Source organism: Hafnia alvei (genome assembly GCF_964063325.1).
GTDB lineage: Bacteria > Pseudomonadota > Gammaproteobacteria > Enterobacterales > Enterobacteriaceae > Hafnia > Hafnia alvei_B.
The window spans coordinates 3,639,325-3,659,198 of sequence record NZ_OZ061315.1; the positions used below are offsets into that span (position 1 = coordinate 3,639,325).

The following is a 19,874-nucleotide window of genomic DNA, read 5'->3' on the forward strand; positions in this document are numbered from 1 at the left end:
CTGTGCCAATACAGATGGTATTTTAGACATGGGAATAAAAATACGCACTTTATGTATAGAATATAATAAGTTTTTAAACGCAAAAAACATAGGCATGTCAGCCTATTTTTCACTCTCGCCTTGGCACAAGGCCGCATCACCTAATGCAATTAATTCATCCAGTAAGCTGGTTAGCTGAACCATCTTTTCCGTTGAAAAAGCCCGTTCAATCGCCTGATATCCCTCTTCAACCTGCGAGCGTGCTTTCTCATAAAGGTTTTTACCTTCAGGAGTGAGTGAAACATACAGCTTACGCTGATCGCTTATCGGCTTTAAACGCAGGATAAGACCATCTCTTTCCATGCGCGTCAAAATACCGGTCAAGCTCGGACGCACAATGCAGGTTTTGCAAGAAAGCTCATGAAAATCAATGGAATTATCAACGGCTAATACTCGAATGATGCGCCATTGCTGTTCCGTAAGGTTATGGCTTTTCAAAATGGGGCGGAAAAAACCCATCGCGGTTTCCCGCGCCTGTAGAAGGGCAATAGTCAAAGATTCATGCATAGATTCACACTCTTAAGAAAAGCCAACCAAGAATAAAGCTTGGTACATTTTAGGCATTCTACATGGACTTATCATGAGATCAAATTGAAACTCATTAATAACTAAATAATTATTTATTCAGAAAATATTTGTTTCAGTTAAGTTTCAAATAAACAAGCTTAAAAACACATATAAAACATAACAAAATGATTTAAAAGAAAATAATTTATTTAAATGTAAAAACATTGTTACTAAAATCACACTTCAGGCTGATTTTATTGCCTAAATGTTAAACAAGGATTAAAACATGATCATTAACATATTAATAAAAACCTTTTCTCGTACCGATACGACCATTTTCAAAGGAGTCGTTCATGAAAGGCACCATCTTTGCCGTTGCGCTCAATCACCGTAGCCAGACAGAAGCTTGGCTTGATGCATTTCAGCAACCGCCTTATCAAACACCGCCCAAAACCCCAGTTTGGTTTATCAAACCTCGCAATACCGTTATCCACGGCGGCGATACAATTCCAGTTCCTCAGGGTGAAAGAGTACAAAGCGGAGCCACTATTGCGCTGATCGTTGGAAAAACCGCCCGAAAAGTCTCCACCACCGATGCCGCAAATTACATTGCGGGCTATGCGCTGGCTAACGATGTGAGTTTGCCGGAAGAGTCCTTTTATCGCCCAGCCATCAAAGCCAAATGCCGCGACGGCTTCTGCCCGTTAGGCGAATTAGCCCCGCTAGCCCATGTCGATGCCGTAGATATCATCACCGAAATCAATGGGAAAGAAGCCAACCGCTGGACAACCAAAGACCTGAACCGCAGTGCCGCAGAGCTCCTCAGTGCCCTGAGCGACTTCGCCACTCTACAACCGGGGGATGTCATTTTATTAGGAACTCCCCAGCAACGCGTTGATATCCAGCCAGGCGACAGCATCACCATTAAAGCGGCAGGCCTGCCAACACTTGAAAACAGCGTACGCCTACAGCTCAAAAGGACGGGAGAAACCGTATGAAACACGCTCGCATTCGCCATCAAGGGCAAGATTTTAACGTCACTATCGACGAGCAGCACCGTGCCTGTTTGCCTAACGGCAGCAAAATTTTGACTGATGACGTGCAATGGTTGCCCCCCGTTGAAGGCACGCTATTCGCGTTAGGCCTGAACTATGCCGATCACGCCGCCGAGCTGGCCTTTAAAGCCCCAGAAGAGCCCCTTATTTTTATCAAGGCACCGAACTCTTTAACCGGCCACCAGCAAATATCGGTTCGCCCCGATAACATTGAGTACATGCACTACGAAGCCGAACTTGTGGTAGTCATTGGCAAGCCTACATTTCAGGTCACGCCGGATGAAGCCATGGACTACGTTGGCGGTTATACCGTGTGTAACGATTACGCTATTCGTGATTATTTAGAAAATTACTACCGCCCTAACCTGCGCGTAAAAAGCCGCGACACGCTAACGCCGATCGGCCCTTGGATCGTTGATAAAACAGACATTCCCGACCCACATAATTTAACGCTCAGCACCTATGTAAACGGTGAGCTACGCCAGCGCGGTACCACCGCTGACCTTGTTTTCGATATCCCACTCCTAATCGCTTATTTAAGTGAATTTATGACGTTACAACCGGGCGACATGATCGCCACCGGCACGCCAAAAGGTCTGTCAGATGTGGTGCCGGGCGATGAAGTTATCGTTGAGGTTGAAGGCGTTGGGCGCCTGATGAACCGCATTATTAGCCAAGCCGAATATGAGGAAAGCCTGCGATGAAAAAAATAAATCATTGGATCAACGGTAAAAACGTTGCCAGCAAACAGTATTTTGAAACCACTAATCCGGCTAATGGCGAAGTATTAGCGGAAGTCGCCTCTGGCAGCGAAGACGAAATCAATCTTGCCGTGGCTGCCGCGAAAGAGGCATTCCCTAAATGGGCCAATCTGCCGATGAAAGAACGTGCGCGTTTAATGCGTCGTTTAGGTGAGTTGATTGACGAAAATGTCCCAGAAATTGCGGCAATGGAAACCGCGGATACCGGTCTGCCAATTCATCAAACGAAAAATGTGCTGATCCCGCGTGCTTCGCATAACTTTGAGTTTTTCTCTGAAATTTGTCAGCAGATGAACGGCAAAACCTATCCCGTCGACGACAAAATGCTCAATTACACCCTCGTACAACCCGTCGGTGTTTGCGCGCTCGTTTCGCCGTGGAACGTCCCGTTTATGACCGCAACATGGAAAGTCGCGCCCTGCTTAGCACTTGGCAATACTGCGGTGTTGAAAATGTCCGAGCTTTCTCCCCTAACCGCCGATCGCCTAGGCGAATTAGCGCTTGAGGCTGGAATTCCTGCAGGCGTGCTAAACGTGGTTCAAGGGTATGGCGCTACGGCGGGCGATGCATTAGTTCGCCATCACGACGTACGCGCAATCTCTTTCACCGGCGGTACCGCGACCGGTCGCAACATCATGAAAAATGCGGGCTTGAAGAAATACTCTATGGAGCTCGGCGGCAAATCACCGGTGCTGATTTTTGAAGATGCCGATATCGAACGCGCCTTGGATGCGGCTTTATTCACCATCTTCTCCATTAACGGCGAACGCTGCACCGCGGGCTCACGCATTTTCATTCAGCAAAGCATCTATCCCGAATTTATTAAACGTTTTGCCGAACGCGCTAACCGCCTACGCGTTGGCGATCCACAAGATCCTAATACTCAGGTTGGCGCGCTCATCAGCCGCCAGCATTGGGAAAAAGTCTCCGGCTATATCCGCTTAGGCATTGAAGAAGGCGCCACGCTGCTTGCCGGCGGCCCAGATAAGCCGAGCGATCTACCCGCCTCGCTTAAAAATGGCAATTTCTTACGCCCAACCGTACTGGCTGATGTCGATAACCGTATGCGCGTGGCACAGGAAGAAATATTTGGCCCCGTGGCCTGCCTGATGCCCTTCAAAGATGAAGCCGAAGGCCTGCGTTTGGCCAACGACGTGGAATACGGATTGGCCTCCTACATCTGGACACAGGACGTCAGCAAAGTGCTGCGACTGGCGCGCAGCATCGAAGCCGGCATGGTGTTTGTTAACACGCAGAACGTACGCGATCTGCGCCAACCGTTTGGCGGCGTCAAAGCCTCTGGGACCGGACGCGAAGGCGGAGAATACAGCTTTGAAGTCTTTGCTGAAATGAAAAACGTCTGTATCTCGATGGGCGATCACCCCATCCCTAAATGGGGCGTCTAGCACCAATTCCCCAGCGCTCACGCTGGGGCCTCCGCAATGTATTAAAACGAGAAGCGAGGAAATATGGGAAAGTTAGCCTTAGCGGCCAAAATCACGCATGTTCCATCCATGTATCTGTCTGAGTTACCGGGCAAAAACCATGGTTGTCGTCAAGCCGCCATTGATGGACATAAAGAGATTGGCAAGCGCTGTCGGGAAATGGGCGTAGACACCATTATCGTGTTCGACACCCACTGGCTCGTGAACAGCGCCTATCACATTAACTGCGCAGATCATTTTGCCGGCACTTACACCAGCCATGAACTGCCGCATTTCATTCGTGATATGACCTATGAATACAACGGTAATCCTGAACTCGGGCAGCTTATCGCCAAAGAAGCCTGCGCGCTGGGCGTTCGCGCTCAGGCTCACAATATCCCTAGCCTATCGCTCGAATACGGCACGCTGGTTCCAATGCGTTATATGAACAGCGACCAACACTTCAAGGTAATTTCTATCTCGGCGTTTTGCACCGTTCACGCCTTTGAAGACAGCCGCAAGCTAGGTGAGGCCATTCTAAAAGCGATCGAACAATACGATGGCACCGTAGCGGTTCTCGCCAGCGGCTCACTTTCCCATCGTTTTATTGACGATCAGCGCGCCGAACAAGGCATGAACAGCTACACCCGTGAATTCGATCACCAAATGGATGAACGCGTGGTCAAGTTATGGCGTGAAGGAAAATTCAAAGAGTTCTGCGACATGCTGCCGGAATATGCCGACTACTGCTACGGCGAAGGCAACATGCACGACACCGTTATGCTGCTCGGCATACTCGGTTGGGACAAATACGACGGCAAAGTGGAGTTTATTACCGATCTCTTTGCCAGTTCGGGAACCGGGCAGGTCAACGCCGTTTTCCCCCTGCCAGAACACGCTTGAGGCCACGCCATGCCACATTTCTACGCTGAATGCACCGACAACATCCGTGAACAGGCTGACCTCCCCGCGTTATTTGCCAAGGTTAACGCCGCGCTTGCCGCCACCGCTATTTTCCCTATCGGCGGGATCCGCAGCCGCGCCATCTGGCTAGACACATGGCAAATGGCAGACGGAAAGCACGACTATGCCTTCGTGCACATGACGCTAAAGATTGGCTCAGGACGCAGTTTAGAAAGCCGCCAACAGGTCGGTGAAATGCTGTTTGAACTGATCAAAACCCACTTCGCCACGCTGATGGCAAGCCGCTATCTGGCGCTCTCTTTCGAAATCGAAGAGCTCCACCCGCAGCTTAATTACAAACAAAACAACGTGCATGCCCTGTTCAAGTCTTAGCTATAAATCGCCCTCTCGCATGCAACGAGAGGGAAAGCGTCAGCGGCCAACATCATAAAAATAACAAGGATCCATCATGACATCGCCTTTCACCACCCACTCATCGCGTGGGCTACTTCGCCATCAGGCTTACATTAATGGCCACTGGCAAAGCGCCACCGATGGCCGCACTTTTGCGGTCACCAATCCGGCAAACGGCGAGACCATTGCCGAAGTCAGCGATCTATCCGCGCATGAAACTGAAGCAGCCATTCGTGCAGCCGCCGACGCACTGCCGGCATGGCGCAAGCAAACGGCAAAACAACGCAGCCAAACGCTGCAACGCTGGTTTCAGTTGATTATGCAAAATCAGGCCGAACTGGCCGAATTACTCAGCTTAGAGCAGGGTAAGCCACAGTCCGAGGCGATGGGCGAAATTGCCTACGGTGCTAGCTTTATCGAATGGTTTGCCGAAGAGGGGAAACGCGTTTATGGCGAAACTATTCCCTCTCCCCTACCCGGTCGGCGCATCAGCACCATCAAGCAGCCCGTCGGCGTCGTTGCCGCTATTACGCCGTGGAATTTCCCCAACGCCATGATTACCCGCAAAGTTGCGCCAGCGCTGGCCGCTGGTTGCACCGTGGTATTAAAACCCGCGCCGGAAACGCCGCTCTCGGCGCTGGCCCTTGCCGCTCTGGCACACGAAGCAGGGATTCCCGCCGGTGTGTTTAACATCGTCACCGGCACCGATGCGGCGGCGATTGGCAACGTATTAACGCAAAGCTCAATCGTACGGAAGCTCTCATTTACCGGCTCCACGCGCATTGGAAAGCTGCTGATGCAGCAAAGCGCCGCCACGGTGAAAAAGCTCTCGCTAGAGCTCGGAGGCAACGCGCCGTTCATCGTTTTTGACGACGCAGATCTTGATGCGGCTGTCCAAGGCGCATTGGCTGCTAAATTTCGCAACAGCGGGCAAACCTGCGTGTGCGCCAACCGCATTCTAGTGCAAGACGGCATCTACGATGAATTTGCCCAGCGTTTAACCCGCGCCGTTAGCGAACTGCGCGTTGGCCCTGCGATTGAACCCGCTTCCCAACAAGGCCCTTTAATTAATCAAGCGGCGATTGAAAAGGTACAGGCACACATCAGCGACGCGGTTTCACTCGGTGCACACATTCTTACCGGCGGAGAAAAACACGCGCTGGGTGGGCTCTTTTTCCAGCCCACCGTCATGAGCCATGTCACTGAATCCATGCGCATTGCGCATGAAGAAACCTTCGGTCCGGTGGCTCCCCTCTTTCGTTTTCGTGACGAAGCCGAAGCCATTCGCTTGGCGAATCAAACTGAATCAGGCCTCGCCGCCTACTTCTACTCACGCGATATTGGCCGTATTTATCGCGTGGCCGAAGCGCTAGAAAGCGGAATGGTTGGCATCAATGAAGGGCTGATTTCAAACGAAGTCGCGCCGTTTGGCGGGATTAAACAATCGGGTTTGGGGCGTGAAGGTTCGCGCTACGGAATCGAAGATTATCTGGAAGTGAAATATCTCTGCTTTGGCGGAATTGAGAACAACTGAGGTGCCTATGACGGCAAATAACGCAATGTTAACGAAAGAAACAATAAGCCAGATCGCCCACCGCTTGCATCAGGCTGAGCAAAGCCGTGAGCAGATCCGCCAGATATCACTCGATCACCCGCAGATCACCATTGATGACGCCTACGCGATCCAGCGTCAGTGGGTCGATCTCAAAATCAACGCAGGCCGCGTACTCAAAGGCCACAAGATAGGTTTAACGTCAAAAGCCATGCAGGCCAGCTCGCAGATCAGTGAACCCGATTACGGCGCACTGCTTGATGACATGTTTTTTCAAGACGGAAGCGACATTCCCATCGATAAATTTATCGTGCCGCGCATTGAGGTCGAGCTGGCCTTCGTTCTGGCGAAGCCTTTACGTGGGCCAAACTGCACGCTGTTTGATGTGTATAACGCAACGGATTACGTGATCCCCGCGCTTGAGCTCATTGACGCCCGCTGCCACAACATCGACCCAGATAGCCAACGCCCACGCAAAGTGTTCGACACCATTTCGGATAACGCCGCCAACGCGGGCGTGATTTTAGGTGGTCGCCCCATCAAACCCGATGCATTAGATCTGCGCTGGATCAGCGCGCTGATGTATCGCAACGGCGTGATTGAAGAATCGGGCGTTGCTGCCGCCGTGCTCAATCATCCGGCCAACGGCGTCGCATGGTTAGCCAATAAGCTTGCCGCTCACGATGTGCAGCTAGAAGCCGGGCAAATCATTCTCGGTGGCTCATTTACCCGCCCTGTGCCTGCCCGACGCGGCGACACCTTCCACGTGGATTACGGCAACATGGGCTGCATTAGCTGCCGCTTCGTATAAGGAAAACCTCATGTCCTCGACCCTACATAACAGCTTTAAGCAGGCCCTCAAAGAAGGGCGCCCACAGATTGGCTTATGGCTTGGTCTGTGCAGCAGCTACAGCGCAGAACTTTTAGCCGGTGCCGGTTTTGACTGGCTACTGATCGACGGAGAGCACGCGCCTAATAACATACAAACCGTGCTTACCCAACTACAGGCTATTGCACCTTATCCTAGCCAACCTGTGGTACGCCCTTCATGGAATGACGCGGTACAAATTAAACAGCTGCTCGACATTGGCGCACAAACCTTGCTGATCCCGATGATACAAAATGCCGACGAAGCGCTGGCGGCGGTACGCGCCACCCGCTATCCGCCGCAGGGGATCCGCGGCGTTGGCAGCGCGCTAGCGCGCGCATCACGTTGGAATCGTATTCCTGACTACCTACAGCAGGCGAATGAACAGATCTGCGTTTTGGTGCAAATCGAAACGCGCGAAGCCCTACGCAACCTGCCACATATTCTGGATATTGAAGGCATCGACGGCGTATTCATCGGCCCTGCCGATCTAAGCGCCGATATGGGATATGCGGGCAATCCTCAACACCCAGAGGTCAAAAGCGCGATTGAAAACGCGATTTTGCAGATTAAAGCCGCAGGCAAAGCGCCGGGGATCTTGATGGCGTCGCCAGAGGTTGCCGATCGCTATCTCCAGCTCGGCACGTTGTTTGTTGCCGTTGGCGTTGATACTACCCTGCTAGCCCGCGCGGCTGAAAATCTGGCGGCACGTTTTGGCAAGAGCAACGAGCCACCGACCTCCGCGGGCGTTTACTGAGTTCATTCTGAGGGGAAAGGCAAATGAGCGATTCAACATCAGCGGTATCTAACGAGGCCGAGCCAGCCCATCGGCATAAAAACCTTACAGAACCGCAGCAGCGGGTTATCAACAAACTCTTCCGCCGTCTGATCGTATTTTTATTCGTACTGTTTGTATTTTCATTTCTCGATCGTATCAATATCGGTTTTGCCGGTTTAACGATGGGAAAAGATCTCGGCCTTAGCGCCACCATGTTTGGGCTCGCGACCACGCTGTTCTATGCCACCTATGTGATTTTCGGCATTCCCAGCAACATTATGCTGGGCATCGTCGGCGCACGTCGTTGGATCGCAACGATCATGGTGCTGTGGGGGCTGGCGTCAACGGCAACCATGTTCGCCACCGGGCCGCACAGTTTATATGTGCTGCGTATGATCGTAGGTATTACCGAAGCGGGCTTCCTGCCTGGGATCTTGGTTTACCTCACCTACTGGTTCCCTGCCTATTTCCGTGCCAGAGCCAATGCGCTGTTTATGATAGCTATGCCTGTGACCACCGCGCTCGGCTCGCTGGTTTCCGGCTATATTTTGTCGCTCGACGGCATTCTGAGCCTGAAAGGCTGGCAATGGCTATTCCTGCTGGAGGGTTTCCCCTCGGTGCTATTAGGCATCATCGTTTGGTACTACCTTGACGATAAGCCGTCGAAAGCCAAATGGTTAACTCAGGAAGATAAAGACTGCCTGCAAGAGATGATGGACAGTGATAATTTGCAGCTGGTTCAGCCTGAAGGAGCGCTTAGCCACAATGCCCTACAGCGGCCAAGCATGTGGCGTGAAATTTTCACCCCGATCGTGCTGATGTACACGCTGGCCTACTTCTGTCTCACCAATACGCTGAGTGCCATTAGCATCTGGACTCCCCAAATCATGCAGAGTTTTAACCAATCGAGCAGCAATATCACGATTGGTTTACTCGCCGCTATTCCGCAGTTTTGCACCATCGCGGGAATGATTTGGTGGAGCAAACACTCCGACCGCATGCAGGAACGAAAACACCATACCGCGCTGCCGTTTTTGTTCGCCGCCGTCGGTTGGCTACTGGCTTCAGCCACCGATCACAACATGATCCAGCTATTGGGGATCATCATGGCCTCCACGGGCTCATTTAGTGCGATGGCGATCTTCTGGACAACGCCCGATCAGTCGATCAGCCTGCGCGCCAGAGCCGTTGGGATCGCAGTGATCAATGCCACCGGCAACATTGGCTCAGCGGTGAGCCCGCTGCTGATTGGCTGGCTTAAAGATCAAACCGGAAACTTCAACTCGGGACTCTACTTTGTCGCAGGGCTGCTGATTGTGGGCGCGATCATTATCTGGCTGATCCCGATGAAAGGCTCGCGACCACGGGCAACGCCATAAGATATCCCCCAGATCTAATGTCGTTCATTTAAGCCTGATATTAGGGGAAGGACACCGATGGGGTCGTAGCGGCGTAAGCCGCCGGAGCGCCCCGCGGTGTACTAGCCCCGAGTATCTCGATCACTTAATCGATCAGCACTTCCCCTATCTTCCTATGGCAAGAGGAGGTTAAAAAGGGGCGAGAAATCTGTTGCTCCGCCATCAAGGAATAGCCATGAGCCAAATAACCAACATCGACATCAGCAAAGACTACGACGAAACGCAGGGATCTGATGATGTGCATTACCAATCATTCGCCCGCATGGCAGCGTTCTTTGGGCGAGATATGAAGCCGCACCGCCATGACAGTTTTTTCCAAATGCACTTTCTGAATACTGGCCAAATTGAGCTACAACTCGACGACCACCGCTATTCGGTGCAGGCACCGCTGTTTGTTCTCACGCCGCCCTCGGTGCCACACGCATTTTTCACCGAGCCAGACAGCGACGGTCATGTGCTCACCGTTCGCCAAGAGCTGATTTGGCCGCTGCTGGAGGTGCTCTATCCCGGCAAACGCGATGCTTTCGATCTGCCAGGTATTTGCCTATCACTGGCCGATAAACCTCAGGAATTAGCGGCGTTAGACCACTACTGGGCACTGATTGCCCGCGAGTCCACCAGCGAGCTGGGAGGACGCGAGCATACGCTAGTACTTTTGGCACAGGCGGTGTTCACCCTACTGTTACGCAATGTTCCGCTCGACGAACAATCCTCCAGCGGAATGCGCGGAGAAATGCGTGTTTTCCAGCGTCTTAATCAGCTTATCGACGAGAATTTCCGTCTACATTGGTCAGTGCCGGAATATGCCAATAAGCTCGGGATTACGGAGTCGAGGCTGACAGACATCTGCCGACGCTTCGCCAACCGCCCCCCTAAACGCTTAATTTTCGACCGCCAGCTACGTGAGGCCAAGCGCCTGCTGCTGTTTAGCGACAGCGCCGTAAGTGAAATTGCTTATCAGCTTGGATTCAAAGATCCCGCCTATTTTGCCCGTTTTTTTAATCGGTTAGTGGGCTGTTCACCCAGCGCCTACCGTGCCGAACAGATCGCCGTTTCACACTGATCCAGTACAAAATTCGTGCTGGATCACATTCTTCCAACAAACCGCCACTCTCGCCTGAAAAGTACCAGTGATTACCTCAAAAGTATCTTCCCGAAACCCTGTTTAAACGCTTCAATTAAGAAACAAAAACAAAACAATAAATTAACAAACAGCCAGTGAACGCCTTTCAGAAGGTCGTTCTTGGATTCTGACCCTACTGTGAGGTAAACATGAAACCTGAAGATTTCCGTGCCGACGCCAAACGCCCGTTAACCGGTGAAGAGTACCTAAAAAGCCTGCAAGATGGCCGTGAGATCTACATCTACGGCGAGCGAGTCAAAGATGTCACCACTCATCCGGCATTTCGCAACGCCGCGGCATCGGTAGGTCATCTGTATGACGCCCTACACAAGCCCGAGATGCAGGACAAACTGTGCTGGGGAACCGATACCGGCAGCGGCGGCTATACCCACAAATTCTTCCGCTTCGCGAAAAGCAGCGACGATCTACGCCAGCAGCGCGATGCTATCGCCGAATGGTCACGCTTGAGCTATGGCTGGATGGGACGGACACCCGATTACAAAGCCGCATTCGGCAGCGCATTAGGCGCAAATCCTGCATTTTATGGACAGTTCGAAGACAACGCCCGCCATTGGTACAAACGCATTCAGGAAACGGGGCTCTATTTCAACCATGCCATCGTCAACCCGCCTATCGATCGCCACAAACCCGCTGACGAAGTGAAAGACGTTTACATCAAACTCGAAAAAGAAACTGATGCTGGCATTATCGTTAGCGGTGCCAAAGTGGTAGCGACCAACTCGGCGCTCACTCACTACAACATGATCGGTTTTGGTTCTGCTCAGGTCATGGGCGAAAACCCAGATTTCGCGCTGATGTTTGTCGCACCTATGGACGCCGACGGCGTCAAACTCATTTCACGCGCCTCTTACGAAATGGTGGCAGGTGCCACCGGCTCCCCTTACGACTATCCGCTCTCCAGCCGCTTCGATGAAAATGACGCGATTCTGGTGATGGATAAGGTCCTGATCCCATGGGAAAACGTGCTTATCTATCGTGATTTCGACCGCTGTCGCCGCTGGACAATGGAGGGGGGATTTGCCCGCATGTATCCCCTTCAAGCCTGTGTGCGTTTGGCGGTTAAACTCGATTTCATCACCGCATTGTTGAAAAAAAGTCTGGAATGTACCGGAACCTCTGAGTTCCGTGGCGTACAGGCCGATCTCGGTGAAGTTGTCGCGTGGCGCAATATGTTTTGGGCGCTGAGCGATTCGATGTGTTCAGAAGCCACTCCGTGGGTGAACGGCGCTTATTTACCCGATCACGCCGCGCTACAAACCTACCGCGTCATGGCTCCAATGGCCTATGCCAAAATCAAAAACATTATCGAGCGCAACGTCACCAGCGGCCTGATTTATCTGCCGTCCAGCGCGCGCGATCTCAACAATCCAGAGATAGATAAATACCTCGCCCGCTATGTACGCGGCTCAAACGGTATGGATCACGTTGAGCGCATCAAGATTTTAAAACTGATGTGGGACGCCATCGGCAGTGAGTTCGGCGGTCGTCATGAGCTTTATGAAATCAACTACTCAGGCAGCCAAGATGAAATCCGTCTGCAATGTCTGCGTCAGGCACAAAGCTCCGGCAATATGGATCGCATGATGGCCATGGTTGATCGCTGTCTGTCGGAATATGACCAGCACGGTTGGACCGTTCCACACCTGCACAATAACAACGATATTAATATGTTAGACAAGCTGCTGAAATAATCAGTAGCGGGAGGCCAGTATGTCTTTAGAAAATGAACACCGTCTACGTTTTCGCGATGCCATGTCCAGTCTGTCGGCCGCGGTCAACATCGTAACCACCGATGGCCCTGCGGGTCGCTGTGGGATAACCGCCACCGCCGTCTGCTCAGTAACAGATACACCGCCGTCGCTGATGGTATGCATCAACAGTAACAGCGCGATGAACCCCGTGTTTCAGGAGAACGGAAAACTCTGCGTCAATGTGCTTAGCCATGAGCAAGAACTGATGGCGCGACATTTTGCGGGGATGACGGGCACCAGCATGGAAGAACGCTTTAGCTGGGATATCTGGACCAAAGGCATTCTCGGCCAACCGATGCTGCGCGGAACATTAGCCAGTCTCGAAGGCGAAATTGAGCAGGTACAAACTATTGGTACACATCTGGTGTATTTGGTGCAGATCAAACAGATCACGCTGAGTGAAGCGGGTCATGGGCTGATTTACTTCAAGCGCCATTTTCATCCGGTGATGCTCGAGGCCGTCGCAGTATAAAATTGCCATAGGCTCGCTGTATATCAGGCCAAGCAACATCGCGTTTGCTTGGCCATTTTTATCCAGTTACTTAAGCGCTTTATTTACCCGCTTCGGCTTGGTCGACAGCCAACAAATAATCGCTCCGGCGGTGACTGCGCAAACACCTAACCAGAAAGTGGGCGGCAGCAAAGAAGATAAAATCAGCGACGCAAATAACGCCGAAAGGATAGGCGTAAAATAGGAAAGCGTGGCCAACAGATTAATATCCCCTCGAATCATACCGATATTCCACGCCGCATAGCCAAAGCCCATCGCAGCACCGGCCATGGCAATATAAAATGCGCTATGCAAAGAAATAGTAAAACTCTCAGCCCCGCCTAATAACCATTTAATCCACAAACAGACGGCGGTAAGTGCGAAGAACAGCGCTGCTGCATTTTGTCCGTTGGCATATTTGTTGGTCACAACGCAATACACCGCCCACAGGATAGCGCCAACAAACGCCAAGACATAGCTAACCGGATGAGCAACGATATTCTCCGCCATGCCAGAAAGTGAGGCTAATGAACCGCCGCTTATTACCACCGTGACGCCTAATAACGACAGCAACACGCCCAACAATAAACTGATTTTTAACCGACCACCGCTACACAAAAAAGAGAGCAACACGGTAAAACTCGGCCATAAATAGTTAATGACTGAAACTTCAATCGACTGGGCTCGCGTGGTGGCATAACCCAATGCCAAAGAGAGGCAAACTTCATAGCTCGCAAACAAAGCGCCACCGGCCAACAAATAAACCGGCTTAAAAGCCCGTAGCTTGGGAGAACCCAGCAGAATAAAGAGAAATACAGAACCCGCAGTATAAATTAACGCGGCACCTGCCACTGGGCCAACACCTTCGCTAACGTTACGAATCAGGCCCACGATAGTGCTCCAAAGCAAGATGGCCAAGATACCACAGGCATTTGCTTTTGTTCTGCTACTGCTATCCATGCTGCCTCGCAGTGAATAAAAGAGAAAAAAATTTGGCCCAAAAAGATAGCGCTGATTGGGCGGCTCAAGTTAAGCATTCTCACGTATTCAGATAGATAAATCCAACAACATCATCATGGATATTATCCAGATAGCCATAAACAGCGCTGCGCTGGCAAACATAAAATCAGATGATTTATCATCTAACTTCATTCTAAAAAAGTATTTAGCACAATATGTTAAATACAATAATTTGCGTTAGACCTAACCACGAACCACCGAAAAACAATATCCACATAGCTAATTAAATTTAAAACAACAGGCAAAATAGCCAGAATCATTAATTAACCTAAATTTATTCTTAATTCTAAAAATAATTACTCACCTAATCAAATGAGAATGATAATGAGTATCATTCGATCTAAATCTTTGCTAGCATCCTGTCCGCAACAAATGCAGTTCAATCCAACGAAAAAAATAAAATGGAGGCTCCGCATGGCATTAGCGGAAAACTTTTTGGCACAGTTCACCCTTTTGAACGGCAAGTTCAACAGGATGCTAAAACCATCTCTGGCACTATTACTCAGTTTCGGTATAGCCCAATACGCAAGTGCTGAACCACTCATTAACGAGCAGGGAAATACGGTTCAAAACGTGTCTACCGGTGGAATTTCATCGCTGGATCTTTCTATTTTCGGCATGTATCAGCAGGCTGATATTGTGGTGAAAAGCGTGATGATTGGATTAATCGTTATATCCGTTATCACATGGACCATCTTATTTGCCAAAAGCATTGCGCTGCTGCGCGCTAAACAGCAATTACGCCGCGAATATCGCTTACTGTTTCCATCTAATTCTTTATCCACGGCCTGTGAATTATCGCAGTCCTTCGCCGAGAACAGCATAAGCGCCGCCCTATTACGCGATGCTCAAGATGAAAAACAGCTTTCAACCCACGCAGCCGATCTTAACGGTATTAAAGACCGAACCAATTTCCGCCTCGATCGGCGCGTTGCGGCCTATGGTCGCCAGCTTGCCAAAGGCAACGGCTATCTCGCTACTATTGGTGCAGTGGCACCGTTTATCGGCTTATTCGGCACCGTTTGGGGCATCATGAATAGCTTTATTGGCATTGCACATTCGCAAACGACCAATCTGGCCGTCGTTGCGCCAGGCATCGCCGAAGCGCTACTGGCTACCGCCATGGGGCTGATTGCTGCGATCCCCGCCGTGGTGATTTACAACCTGTTCAGCCGCATGATTAACGAACATCGCGCACAGGTGGGAGACGCAGCCGCGCAAATTCTGTTGCTGCTAAGCCGCGATCTTGACCTCAACGCGCCCCAAAAGCAGGTGAGATAGCGGTATGGCACTGCACATTCATGATTATTCCGCTGGCGAATCCGCTGAAAGCCGTGAGCTTCACGACATCAACGTCACGCCTTTCATCGACGTTATGCTGGTCTTGCTGATTATCTTTATGGTCGCAGCCCCACTGGCTACCGTCGATATTCGCGTGAACTTACCGGCATCCTCGGCACAGCCGCAGCCACGCCCAGATAAGCCGGTCTATCTGACCATTAAAGCAGATAAACAGCTTTATCTCGGTGATGCGCTAACCACCCGCGATCGGCTCAGCGAGCAGCTCAATGAGCAAACCAAAGCAGACAAAGACACCACCATTTTTCTGCAAGCAGACAAAGCGGTGGACTACGCCACACTAATGACGGTGATGGATACGTTGCGCACGGCGGGTTATCTCAAGGTGGGATTAGTCAGTATGGAATCGGTCGCGCCTTAACCTGCGTTGAGCTACCCCTACTCGTTATTAAACATTTTATGATATAGCGGCCAAACGGCCGCCTTTAGGCCAAAGACATGAGCACACTATTTAGCCTTAAATCTCTGATTATATTAGCCACATTAGCACTCAGTGCATGCAGCCAACCAACATTGACTCGACCATCACGCGCATCCGCGCTAAACGATGTAAACACCTTGGGCACCATCATCGATTTGCACAACGGTGAAACCCTAACCAGCCAGCAGTTACTCACGCGTATCGCGCCGCAGCCACGGCTAATCGTCGGAGAAAAACACGATAACGCGCAGCATCACCTAATTGAAATGTGGTTGATCAAAAATCTTCCTCAGCAGCGCCCACAGGGCAGCGTACTGCTAGAAATGCTGACCATCGATCAACAGCCGCGCGTCGATCAGCTCAAAAAATGGTTAAAAGACGATCCGATGGTGCGCGAAGGTCGTATTCAGACATTGCTAAACTGGCAACAAGGCTGGCCGTGGGAGATGTATCACGGCGTAGTGATGCAAACCCTGCGTGCCACCTACCCTCTGCTGGTGGCGAATCTCTCCCGCGAACAGGTGCAGTCTTTATACAAAAACCCACGGCTTCCTGCAGGAAAAATCTCCACCGCGCCGCAGGTACAAAACGCGATTCGTGAAACCATCGTCACGATGCATGATGGGAAAATCGAGCCGGCACAGTTAAAAGCGATGATCGCCATTCAACAGCAGCGCGATCGATTTATGGCGCAGCAGCTACTTGCAGCCCCTGCGCCGGCCATGCTGATCGCCGGTGGCTACCACGCGGCGAAAACCATGGGCGTTCCACTGCATATGCAAGATCTCGCTCCTTCATCGCGCCCGAGCGTTTTAATGCTGGCTGAGACGGGTATGAATATTACCTTGGCGCAGGCCGATTACGTTTGGTTCGTCCCTCAGCCAAAACCTGAGCTGTAAGTCAAAACACTATGGATATTCTCTATCACACACGGCCCAAATGGGGCCGCTGGTTTATCTTCGCGCTGGCGGTTCATGGCACATGTCTAGCGGCACTGGTTTGGCGTTCGTCTGACGCTAAACCGCCCTATGAGCCCCCTCCAGCGGTGATGCTGCAATGGGCTGAAACTATCCAAGCGCCTGCTTCACCCACGCCGTTACCGATTGGCATTGCTCAACAGCAGTCAGCGGCGGCAGAGGAAAAACAACAGGTTAAGAATAAAGCGCAGCCAAAGATGGTGGTAGCCAAACAAGCCGTCATTGAGGTGGCGAAGCAGAAGAAGTCGGCTGACGGAGAGAAGAAAAAACCACGCCCGGTAAATAAGATTAAAGATCAAACCAGCGATGCCAGCCATGCCGCCATAGCCAGCAATGCAGCACCTCAGGCTAATACGCTATCGCCAAACATTGCGGCACCGTTCAACAGCGATGCCACCAAGCGTAATAGCGAGAAAGTATCGTGGGAAAGCTTGGTTAAGGGTCATCTAAACCGATACAAAAAGTATCCCCTTGATGCCCGTCGACGCGCCCGTACGGGCCTCGCCGTGGTGACGTTCACCGTGAATGCGGCAGGTTTCGTGCAGGGTAATCAGCTTTATACCTCATCCGGCACCATTTCGTTGGATCGCGAGGCGGTGGAGGTTTTAGAGCGCGCCCAACCGCTGCCAAAACCACCGACGGAAATATTAAACGGCGGGCTTTATAGCGTAAAAATGCCGATCAACTTTGATTTAGCAGAATTAAAACAGCAGTAAGTTAACCCAGCTTGTGCTGAAAAAATCTCACTTATCTTCATGCTGGAATTTTCTGGCAGGGCCAGCTATTCGCCCAAAGAACCAAAAGGACGCACCATGCGTGAATTGTGGCAAAAATTTTTGTTATTAATGACGCTCACGGCGATGTGCTCTTGGCACCTATCTGCCGCTGAATTATTTTCTCCTGAGCCATTGGCAGCCAAACTACAGCCGCCTCGGGCGCAGAAAATCCCCAAAACGCTCATCGAACATGGCGATCGGCGTATCGACAACTATTTTTGGCTGCGTGATGAAAGCCGTGCCAATCCGAAAGTTTTGCGCTATTTGCAAGATGAAAACCACTACGCCAACGCGGCATTAAAACCGTATTCCGCGCAGTACCAAGCCTTATATCGCGAGATGGTTGAGCGCATGAGCCCTGAAGATCGCTCAGTGCCTTACCAACGTAACGGCTACCGCTATCAAGACGTCTATCTGCTCGGTAAAAACTTTGCCGTGGCTCAGCGCCAATCGCTGGCGGGCAGCACCGTGTGGCAAACGCTGATTGATGGAAATCTACGTGCAACAGGCCAAGCTTACTATCGCTTAGGCAGTCTGGCGATCAGCCAAGATAACCAGATGATGGCCGTTGCCGAAGACACCCAAGGCCGACGCCAATACCGTATTTCTCTACGGAATTTAAACAACGGACAGTGGCTTACCGAGGTTATCGAAAACACATCAGGCAATATGTTGTGGTCAAACGATGGACGCACCCTATTTTATGTCCGCAATCATCCACAAACGCTGGTGCCGTATCAGGTCTATCGCCACCGCATTGGCACACCGCGGGTACAAGACCAACTGGTTTATCAAGAAAATGACGGCGCGTTTTATCTTAGCCTGTCACGCACGGCATCTGACCGCTATTTACTGATAACCCTAAGCGCCAACACGTCGTCTGAAGTGCGTTTATTAGATGCTGACCAAGCGGATGCGCCGCCCGTATTATTTACCGCACGCCAGCCAAACGTTGAATATTATCTGGATCACTTCAACGGCACGTTTTATCTGCGCTCCAACCGTGAAAATGCCAATTTTGGTTTATACCAAACCAACGCTATTGATCATTCATGGCAGCCTTTAGTTGCCCCACAGCCCAATAAAATGATCGAAGGTTTTACCTTATTCAAAGACTGGCTGGTGGTTGCTGAACGCAGTGATGGCCTGAGCCAGATACGCAAAATCAACTGGAAATCTCACGCTGAAGACACATTACCCTTCGACGATGCCAGCTATATGGCGTGGTTAGGCTATAACCCTGAGCCGCAGTCCGATCGTTTACGCTACGGTTATTCGTCGATGACGACGCCAACCAGCACCTACGAATGGGATTTATCCAGCGGCAAACGCACGCTGCTTAAGCGTCAGGAAGTTAAAAACACGCAGCCACAGGACTATCACAGCGAACGAATTTGGATCACCGCACGCGACGGCGTGAAAGTACCGGTGTCGTTGGTTTACAACAAAAAAATGTTCAAGGCCAAACAAAGCCCGTTACTGGTTTATGGCTACGGCGCCTACGGTATGAACATGGATCCCGCCTTCAGCGCCAATCGCCTTAGCCTACTGGATCGCGGTTTCGTCTTCGCCATGATCCACGTCCGCGGCGGCGGCGAGCTCGGTCAGCAATGGTATCAGCAGGGAAAACTGGCGAATAAGCCCAACAGTTTCAATGACTTTATCGATGCAACACGCGGTTTGGTTGAGCGCGGCTTTGGTCAGTCTGGCCGGCTGTATGCCATGGGCGGCAGCGCCGGAGGGTTATTGGTTGGCGCGGTCATGAACCAACAGCCGGAGCTGTTTAACGCCATTGTTGCGCAGGTTCCTTTTGTCGACGTCGTCACCACCATGCTCGATGACACCCTCCCCCTCACGCTCGGTGAATATGACGAGTGGGGAAACCCACATCGGCTGGCAGATTATCAGCAAATGAAGGCCTACAGCCCCTACGACAATATAAAGCCTATGCGCTATCCCAACTTATTAGTGACCACCGGCCTAAACGATTCGCAGGTGCAATATTGGGAGCCGGCAAAATGGGTAGCCAAACTGCGAGAAAATCAATTAGGAACCGGAAAACTATTATTACTCACCGATATGCAGGCCGGACACGGCGGTAAATCAGGCCGGCTCAAACGAGTAGAAAATACTGCGCTGGAATATAACTTTATTCTGGCCGTAGATAATCAACGCTGAACCAACCGAGTAAAGAAAATAAAAATAGACTGATAATAC

19 protein-coding genes are annotated in these 19,874 nt (G+C 51.2%); 17 read left to right on the plus strand and 2 right to left on the minus strand.

The annotated features are described in order from the left end of the window. Nucleotides 1–102: 102 nt before the first annotated feature. Nucleotides 103–546 (minus strand): homoprotocatechuate degradation operon regulator HpaR, encoded by a 444-nt coding sequence (gene hpaR, locus AB3Y96_RS17165; RefSeq protein ID WP_072308327.1) that lies wholly within the window; start codon nucleotides 544–546, stop codon nucleotides 103–105. Nucleotides 547–899: 353 nt separating this feature from the next. On the opposite strand from hpaR, the gene AB3Y96_RS17170 reads away from it, so the two are divergent. The 12 genes from AB3Y96_RS17170 to AB3Y96_RS17225 all read left to right on the plus strand — a co-directional run bounded on the left by AB3Y96_RS17170 (nucleotide 900) and on the right by AB3Y96_RS17225 (nucleotide 13,086). Next, entirely contained in the window at nucleotides 900–1,544 is a 645-nt protein-coding gene (locus tag AB3Y96_RS17170; protein ID WP_367299794.1) for a fumarylacetoacetate hydrolase family protein, read from the plus strand. Next, on the plus strand, nucleotides 1,541–2,305 hold the full coding sequence (locus AB3Y96_RS17175; RefSeq protein WP_367299795.1) for a fumarylacetoacetate hydrolase family protein: 765 nt from the start codon (nucleotides 1,541–1,543) through the stop codon (nucleotides 2,303–2,305). The genes AB3Y96_RS17170 and AB3Y96_RS17175 overlap by 4 nt, the downstream gene beginning before the upstream one ends. Continuing rightward, nucleotides 2,302–3,768, plus strand: a complete 1,467-nt coding sequence (gene hpaE, locus AB3Y96_RS17180; protein ID WP_072308324.1) for a 5-carboxymethyl-2-hydroxymuconate semialdehyde dehydrogenase — start codon at nucleotides 2,302–2,304, stop codon at nucleotides 3,766–3,768. The genes AB3Y96_RS17175 and hpaE overlap by 4 nt, the downstream gene beginning before the upstream one ends. 63 nt (nucleotides 3,769–3,831) lie before the next feature. Beyond that, nucleotides 3,832–4,689: a 3,4-dihydroxyphenylacetate 2,3-dioxygenase gene (gene hpaD, locus AB3Y96_RS17185; protein WP_367299796.1), complete on the plus strand. Its 858-nt coding sequence runs from the start codon at nucleotides 3,832–3,834 to the stop codon at nucleotides 4,687–4,689. Nucleotides 4,690–4,698: 9 nt separating this feature from the next. Then, on the plus strand, nucleotides 4,699–5,082 hold the full coding sequence (locus tag AB3Y96_RS17190; protein WP_367299797.1) for a 5-carboxymethyl-2-hydroxymuconate Delta-isomerase: 384 nt from the start codon (nucleotides 4,699–4,701) through the stop codon (nucleotides 5,080–5,082). Nucleotides 5,083–5,158: 76 nt separating this feature from the next. Beyond that, nucleotides 5,159–6,637 (plus strand): NAD-dependent succinate-semialdehyde dehydrogenase, encoded by a 1,479-nt coding sequence (locus AB3Y96_RS17195; RefSeq protein WP_367299798.1) that lies wholly within the window; start codon nucleotides 5,159–5,161, stop codon nucleotides 6,635–6,637. A gap of 25 nt (nucleotides 6,638–6,662) precedes the next feature. After that, entirely contained in the window at nucleotides 6,663–7,466 is an 804-nt protein-coding gene (gene hpaH, locus AB3Y96_RS17200) for a 2-oxo-hept-4-ene-1,7-dioate hydratase (protein WP_072308360.1), read from the plus strand. Nucleotides 7,467–7,476: 10 nt separating this feature from the next. After that, entirely contained in the window at nucleotides 7,477–8,280 is an 804-nt protein-coding gene (gene hpaI, locus AB3Y96_RS17205) for a 4-hydroxy-2-oxoheptanedioate aldolase (protein WP_367299799.1), read from the plus strand. A 23-nt stretch (nucleotides 8,281–8,303) separates the two neighbouring features. Further along, nucleotides 8,304–9,680, plus strand: a complete 1,377-nt coding sequence (gene hpaX, locus AB3Y96_RS17210) for a 4-hydroxyphenylacetate permease (RefSeq protein ID WP_072308319.1) — start codon at nucleotides 8,304–8,306, stop codon at nucleotides 9,678–9,680. A 214-nt stretch (nucleotides 9,681–9,894) separates the two neighbouring features. Beyond that, complete coding sequence (gene hpaA, locus AB3Y96_RS17215; protein ID WP_046458316.1) at nucleotides 9,895–10,782, plus strand: 4-hydroxyphenylacetate catabolism regulatory protein HpaA; 888 nt, start codon at nucleotides 9,895–9,897, stop codon at nucleotides 10,780–10,782. Between the two features lie 209 nt (nucleotides 10,783–10,991). Next, nucleotides 10,992–12,554, plus strand: a complete 1,563-nt coding sequence (gene hpaB, locus AB3Y96_RS17220; RefSeq protein WP_367299800.1) for a 4-hydroxyphenylacetate 3-monooxygenase, oxygenase component — start codon at nucleotides 10,992–10,994, stop codon at nucleotides 12,552–12,554. A gap of 19 nt (nucleotides 12,555–12,573) precedes the next feature. After that, complete coding sequence (locus AB3Y96_RS17225; protein WP_025800105.1) at nucleotides 12,574–13,086, plus strand: 4-hydroxyphenylacetate 3-monooxygenase reductase subunit; 513 nt, start codon at nucleotides 12,574–12,576, stop codon at nucleotides 13,084–13,086. 66 nt (nucleotides 13,087–13,152) lie between these two features. Here the strand turns inward: AB3Y96_RS17225 and yddG are convergent, their stop codons facing one another. Then, nucleotides 13,153–14,064 carry an aromatic amino acid DMT transporter YddG gene (gene yddG / locus AB3Y96_RS17230; RefSeq protein WP_367299801.1) on the minus strand — a complete coding sequence of 304 codons (912 nt, stop codon included), beginning with the start codon at nucleotides 14,062–14,064 and terminating at the stop codon, nucleotides 13,153–13,155. Nucleotides 14,065–14,538: 474 nt separating this feature from the next. Between yddG and exbB the strand changes: the two genes are divergently transcribed. The 5 genes from exbB (at nucleotide 14,539) to AB3Y96_RS17255 (ending at nucleotide 19,835) form a co-directional block, all read left to right on the plus strand. Continuing rightward, nucleotides 14,539–15,405, plus strand: coding sequence for a tonB-system energizer ExbB (exbB, locus tag AB3Y96_RS17235; protein ID WP_367299802.1), 867 nt, complete (start codon nucleotides 14,539–14,541; stop codon nucleotides 15,403–15,405). Between the two features lie 4 nt (nucleotides 15,406–15,409). Then, complete coding sequence (gene exbD / locus AB3Y96_RS17240) at nucleotides 15,410–15,844, plus strand: TonB system transport protein ExbD (protein ID WP_367299803.1); 435 nt, start codon at nucleotides 15,410–15,412, stop codon at nucleotides 15,842–15,844. A 77-nt stretch (nucleotides 15,845–15,921) separates the two neighbouring features. Further along, the gene (locus AB3Y96_RS17245; protein WP_367299804.1) at nucleotides 15,922–16,803 is read left to right on the plus strand and encodes a ChaN family lipoprotein; all 882 of its coding nucleotides are present in this window, start codon (nucleotides 15,922–15,924) and stop codon (nucleotides 16,801–16,803) included. Nucleotides 16,804–16,814: 11 nt separating this feature from the next. Continuing rightward, nucleotides 16,815–17,597, plus strand: coding sequence for a TonB family protein (locus AB3Y96_RS17250; protein WP_367299805.1), 783 nt, complete (start codon nucleotides 16,815–16,817; stop codon nucleotides 17,595–17,597). Between the two features lie 144 nt (nucleotides 17,598–17,741). Continuing rightward, nucleotides 17,742–19,835 carry a S9 family peptidase gene (locus AB3Y96_RS17255; RefSeq protein WP_367300338.1) on the plus strand — a complete coding sequence of 698 codons (2,094 nt, stop codon included), beginning with the start codon at nucleotides 17,742–17,744 and terminating at the stop codon, nucleotides 19,833–19,835. The last annotated feature ends 39 nt before the right edge of the window (nucleotides 19,836–19,874 follow it).

What these genes read in the sequence shown, in the direction of transcription:
- hpaR (WP_072308327.1), bottom strand. Translation starts at nt 546, where the DNA reads ATGCATGAATCTTTGACTATTGCCCTTCTACAGGCGCGGGAAACCGCG.
- AB3Y96_RS17170 (WP_367299794.1), top strand. Translation starts at nt 900, where the DNA reads ATGAAAGGCACCATCTTTGCCGTTGCGCTCAATCACCGTAGCCAGACA.
- AB3Y96_RS17175 (WP_367299795.1), top strand. Translation starts at nt 1,541, where the DNA reads ATGAAACACGCTCGCATTCGCCATCAAGGGCAAGATTTTAACGTCACT.
- hpaE (WP_072308324.1), top strand. Translation starts at nt 2,302, where the DNA reads ATGAAAAAAATAAATCATTGGATCAACGGTAAAAACGTTGCCAGCAAA.
- hpaD (WP_367299796.1), top strand. Translation starts at nt 3,832, where the DNA reads ATGGGAAAGTTAGCCTTAGCGGCCAAAATCACGCATGTTCCATCCATG.
- AB3Y96_RS17190 (WP_367299797.1), top strand. Translation starts at nt 4,699, where the DNA reads ATGCCACATTTCTACGCTGAATGCACCGACAACATCCGTGAACAGGCT.
- AB3Y96_RS17195 (WP_367299798.1), top strand. Translation starts at nt 5,159, where the DNA reads ATGACATCGCCTTTCACCACCCACTCATCGCGTGGGCTACTTCGCCAT.
- hpaH (WP_072308360.1), top strand. Translation starts at nt 6,663, where the DNA reads ATGTTAACGAAAGAAACAATAAGCCAGATCGCCCACCGCTTGCATCAG.
- hpaI (WP_367299799.1), top strand. Translation starts at nt 7,477, where the DNA reads ATGTCCTCGACCCTACATAACAGCTTTAAGCAGGCCCTCAAAGAAGGG.
- hpaX (WP_072308319.1), top strand. Translation starts at nt 8,304, where the DNA reads ATGAGCGATTCAACATCAGCGGTATCTAACGAGGCCGAGCCAGCCCAT.
- hpaA (WP_046458316.1), top strand. Translation starts at nt 9,895, where the DNA reads ATGAGCCAAATAACCAACATCGACATCAGCAAAGACTACGACGAAACG.
- hpaB (WP_367299800.1), top strand. Translation starts at nt 10,992, where the DNA reads ATGAAACCTGAAGATTTCCGTGCCGACGCCAAACGCCCGTTAACCGGT.
- AB3Y96_RS17225 (WP_025800105.1), top strand. Translation starts at nt 12,574, where the DNA reads ATGTCTTTAGAAAATGAACACCGTCTACGTTTTCGCGATGCCATGTCC.
- yddG (WP_367299801.1), bottom strand. Translation starts at nt 14,064, where the DNA reads ATGGATAGCAGTAGCAGAACAAAAGCAAATGCCTGTGGTATCTTGGCC.
- exbB (WP_367299802.1), top strand. Translation starts at nt 14,539, where the DNA reads ATGGCATTAGCGGAAAACTTTTTGGCACAGTTCACCCTTTTGAACGGC.
- exbD (WP_367299803.1), top strand. Translation starts at nt 15,410, where the DNA reads ATGGCACTGCACATTCATGATTATTCCGCTGGCGAATCCGCTGAAAGC.
- AB3Y96_RS17245 (WP_367299804.1), top strand. Translation starts at nt 15,922, where the DNA reads ATGAGCACACTATTTAGCCTTAAATCTCTGATTATATTAGCCACATTA.
- AB3Y96_RS17250 (WP_367299805.1), top strand. Translation starts at nt 16,815, where the DNA reads ATGGATATTCTCTATCACACACGGCCCAAATGGGGCCGCTGGTTTATC.
- AB3Y96_RS17255 (WP_367300338.1), top strand. Translation starts at nt 17,742, where the DNA reads ATGTGCTCTTGGCACCTATCTGCCGCTGAATTATTTTCTCCTGAGCCA.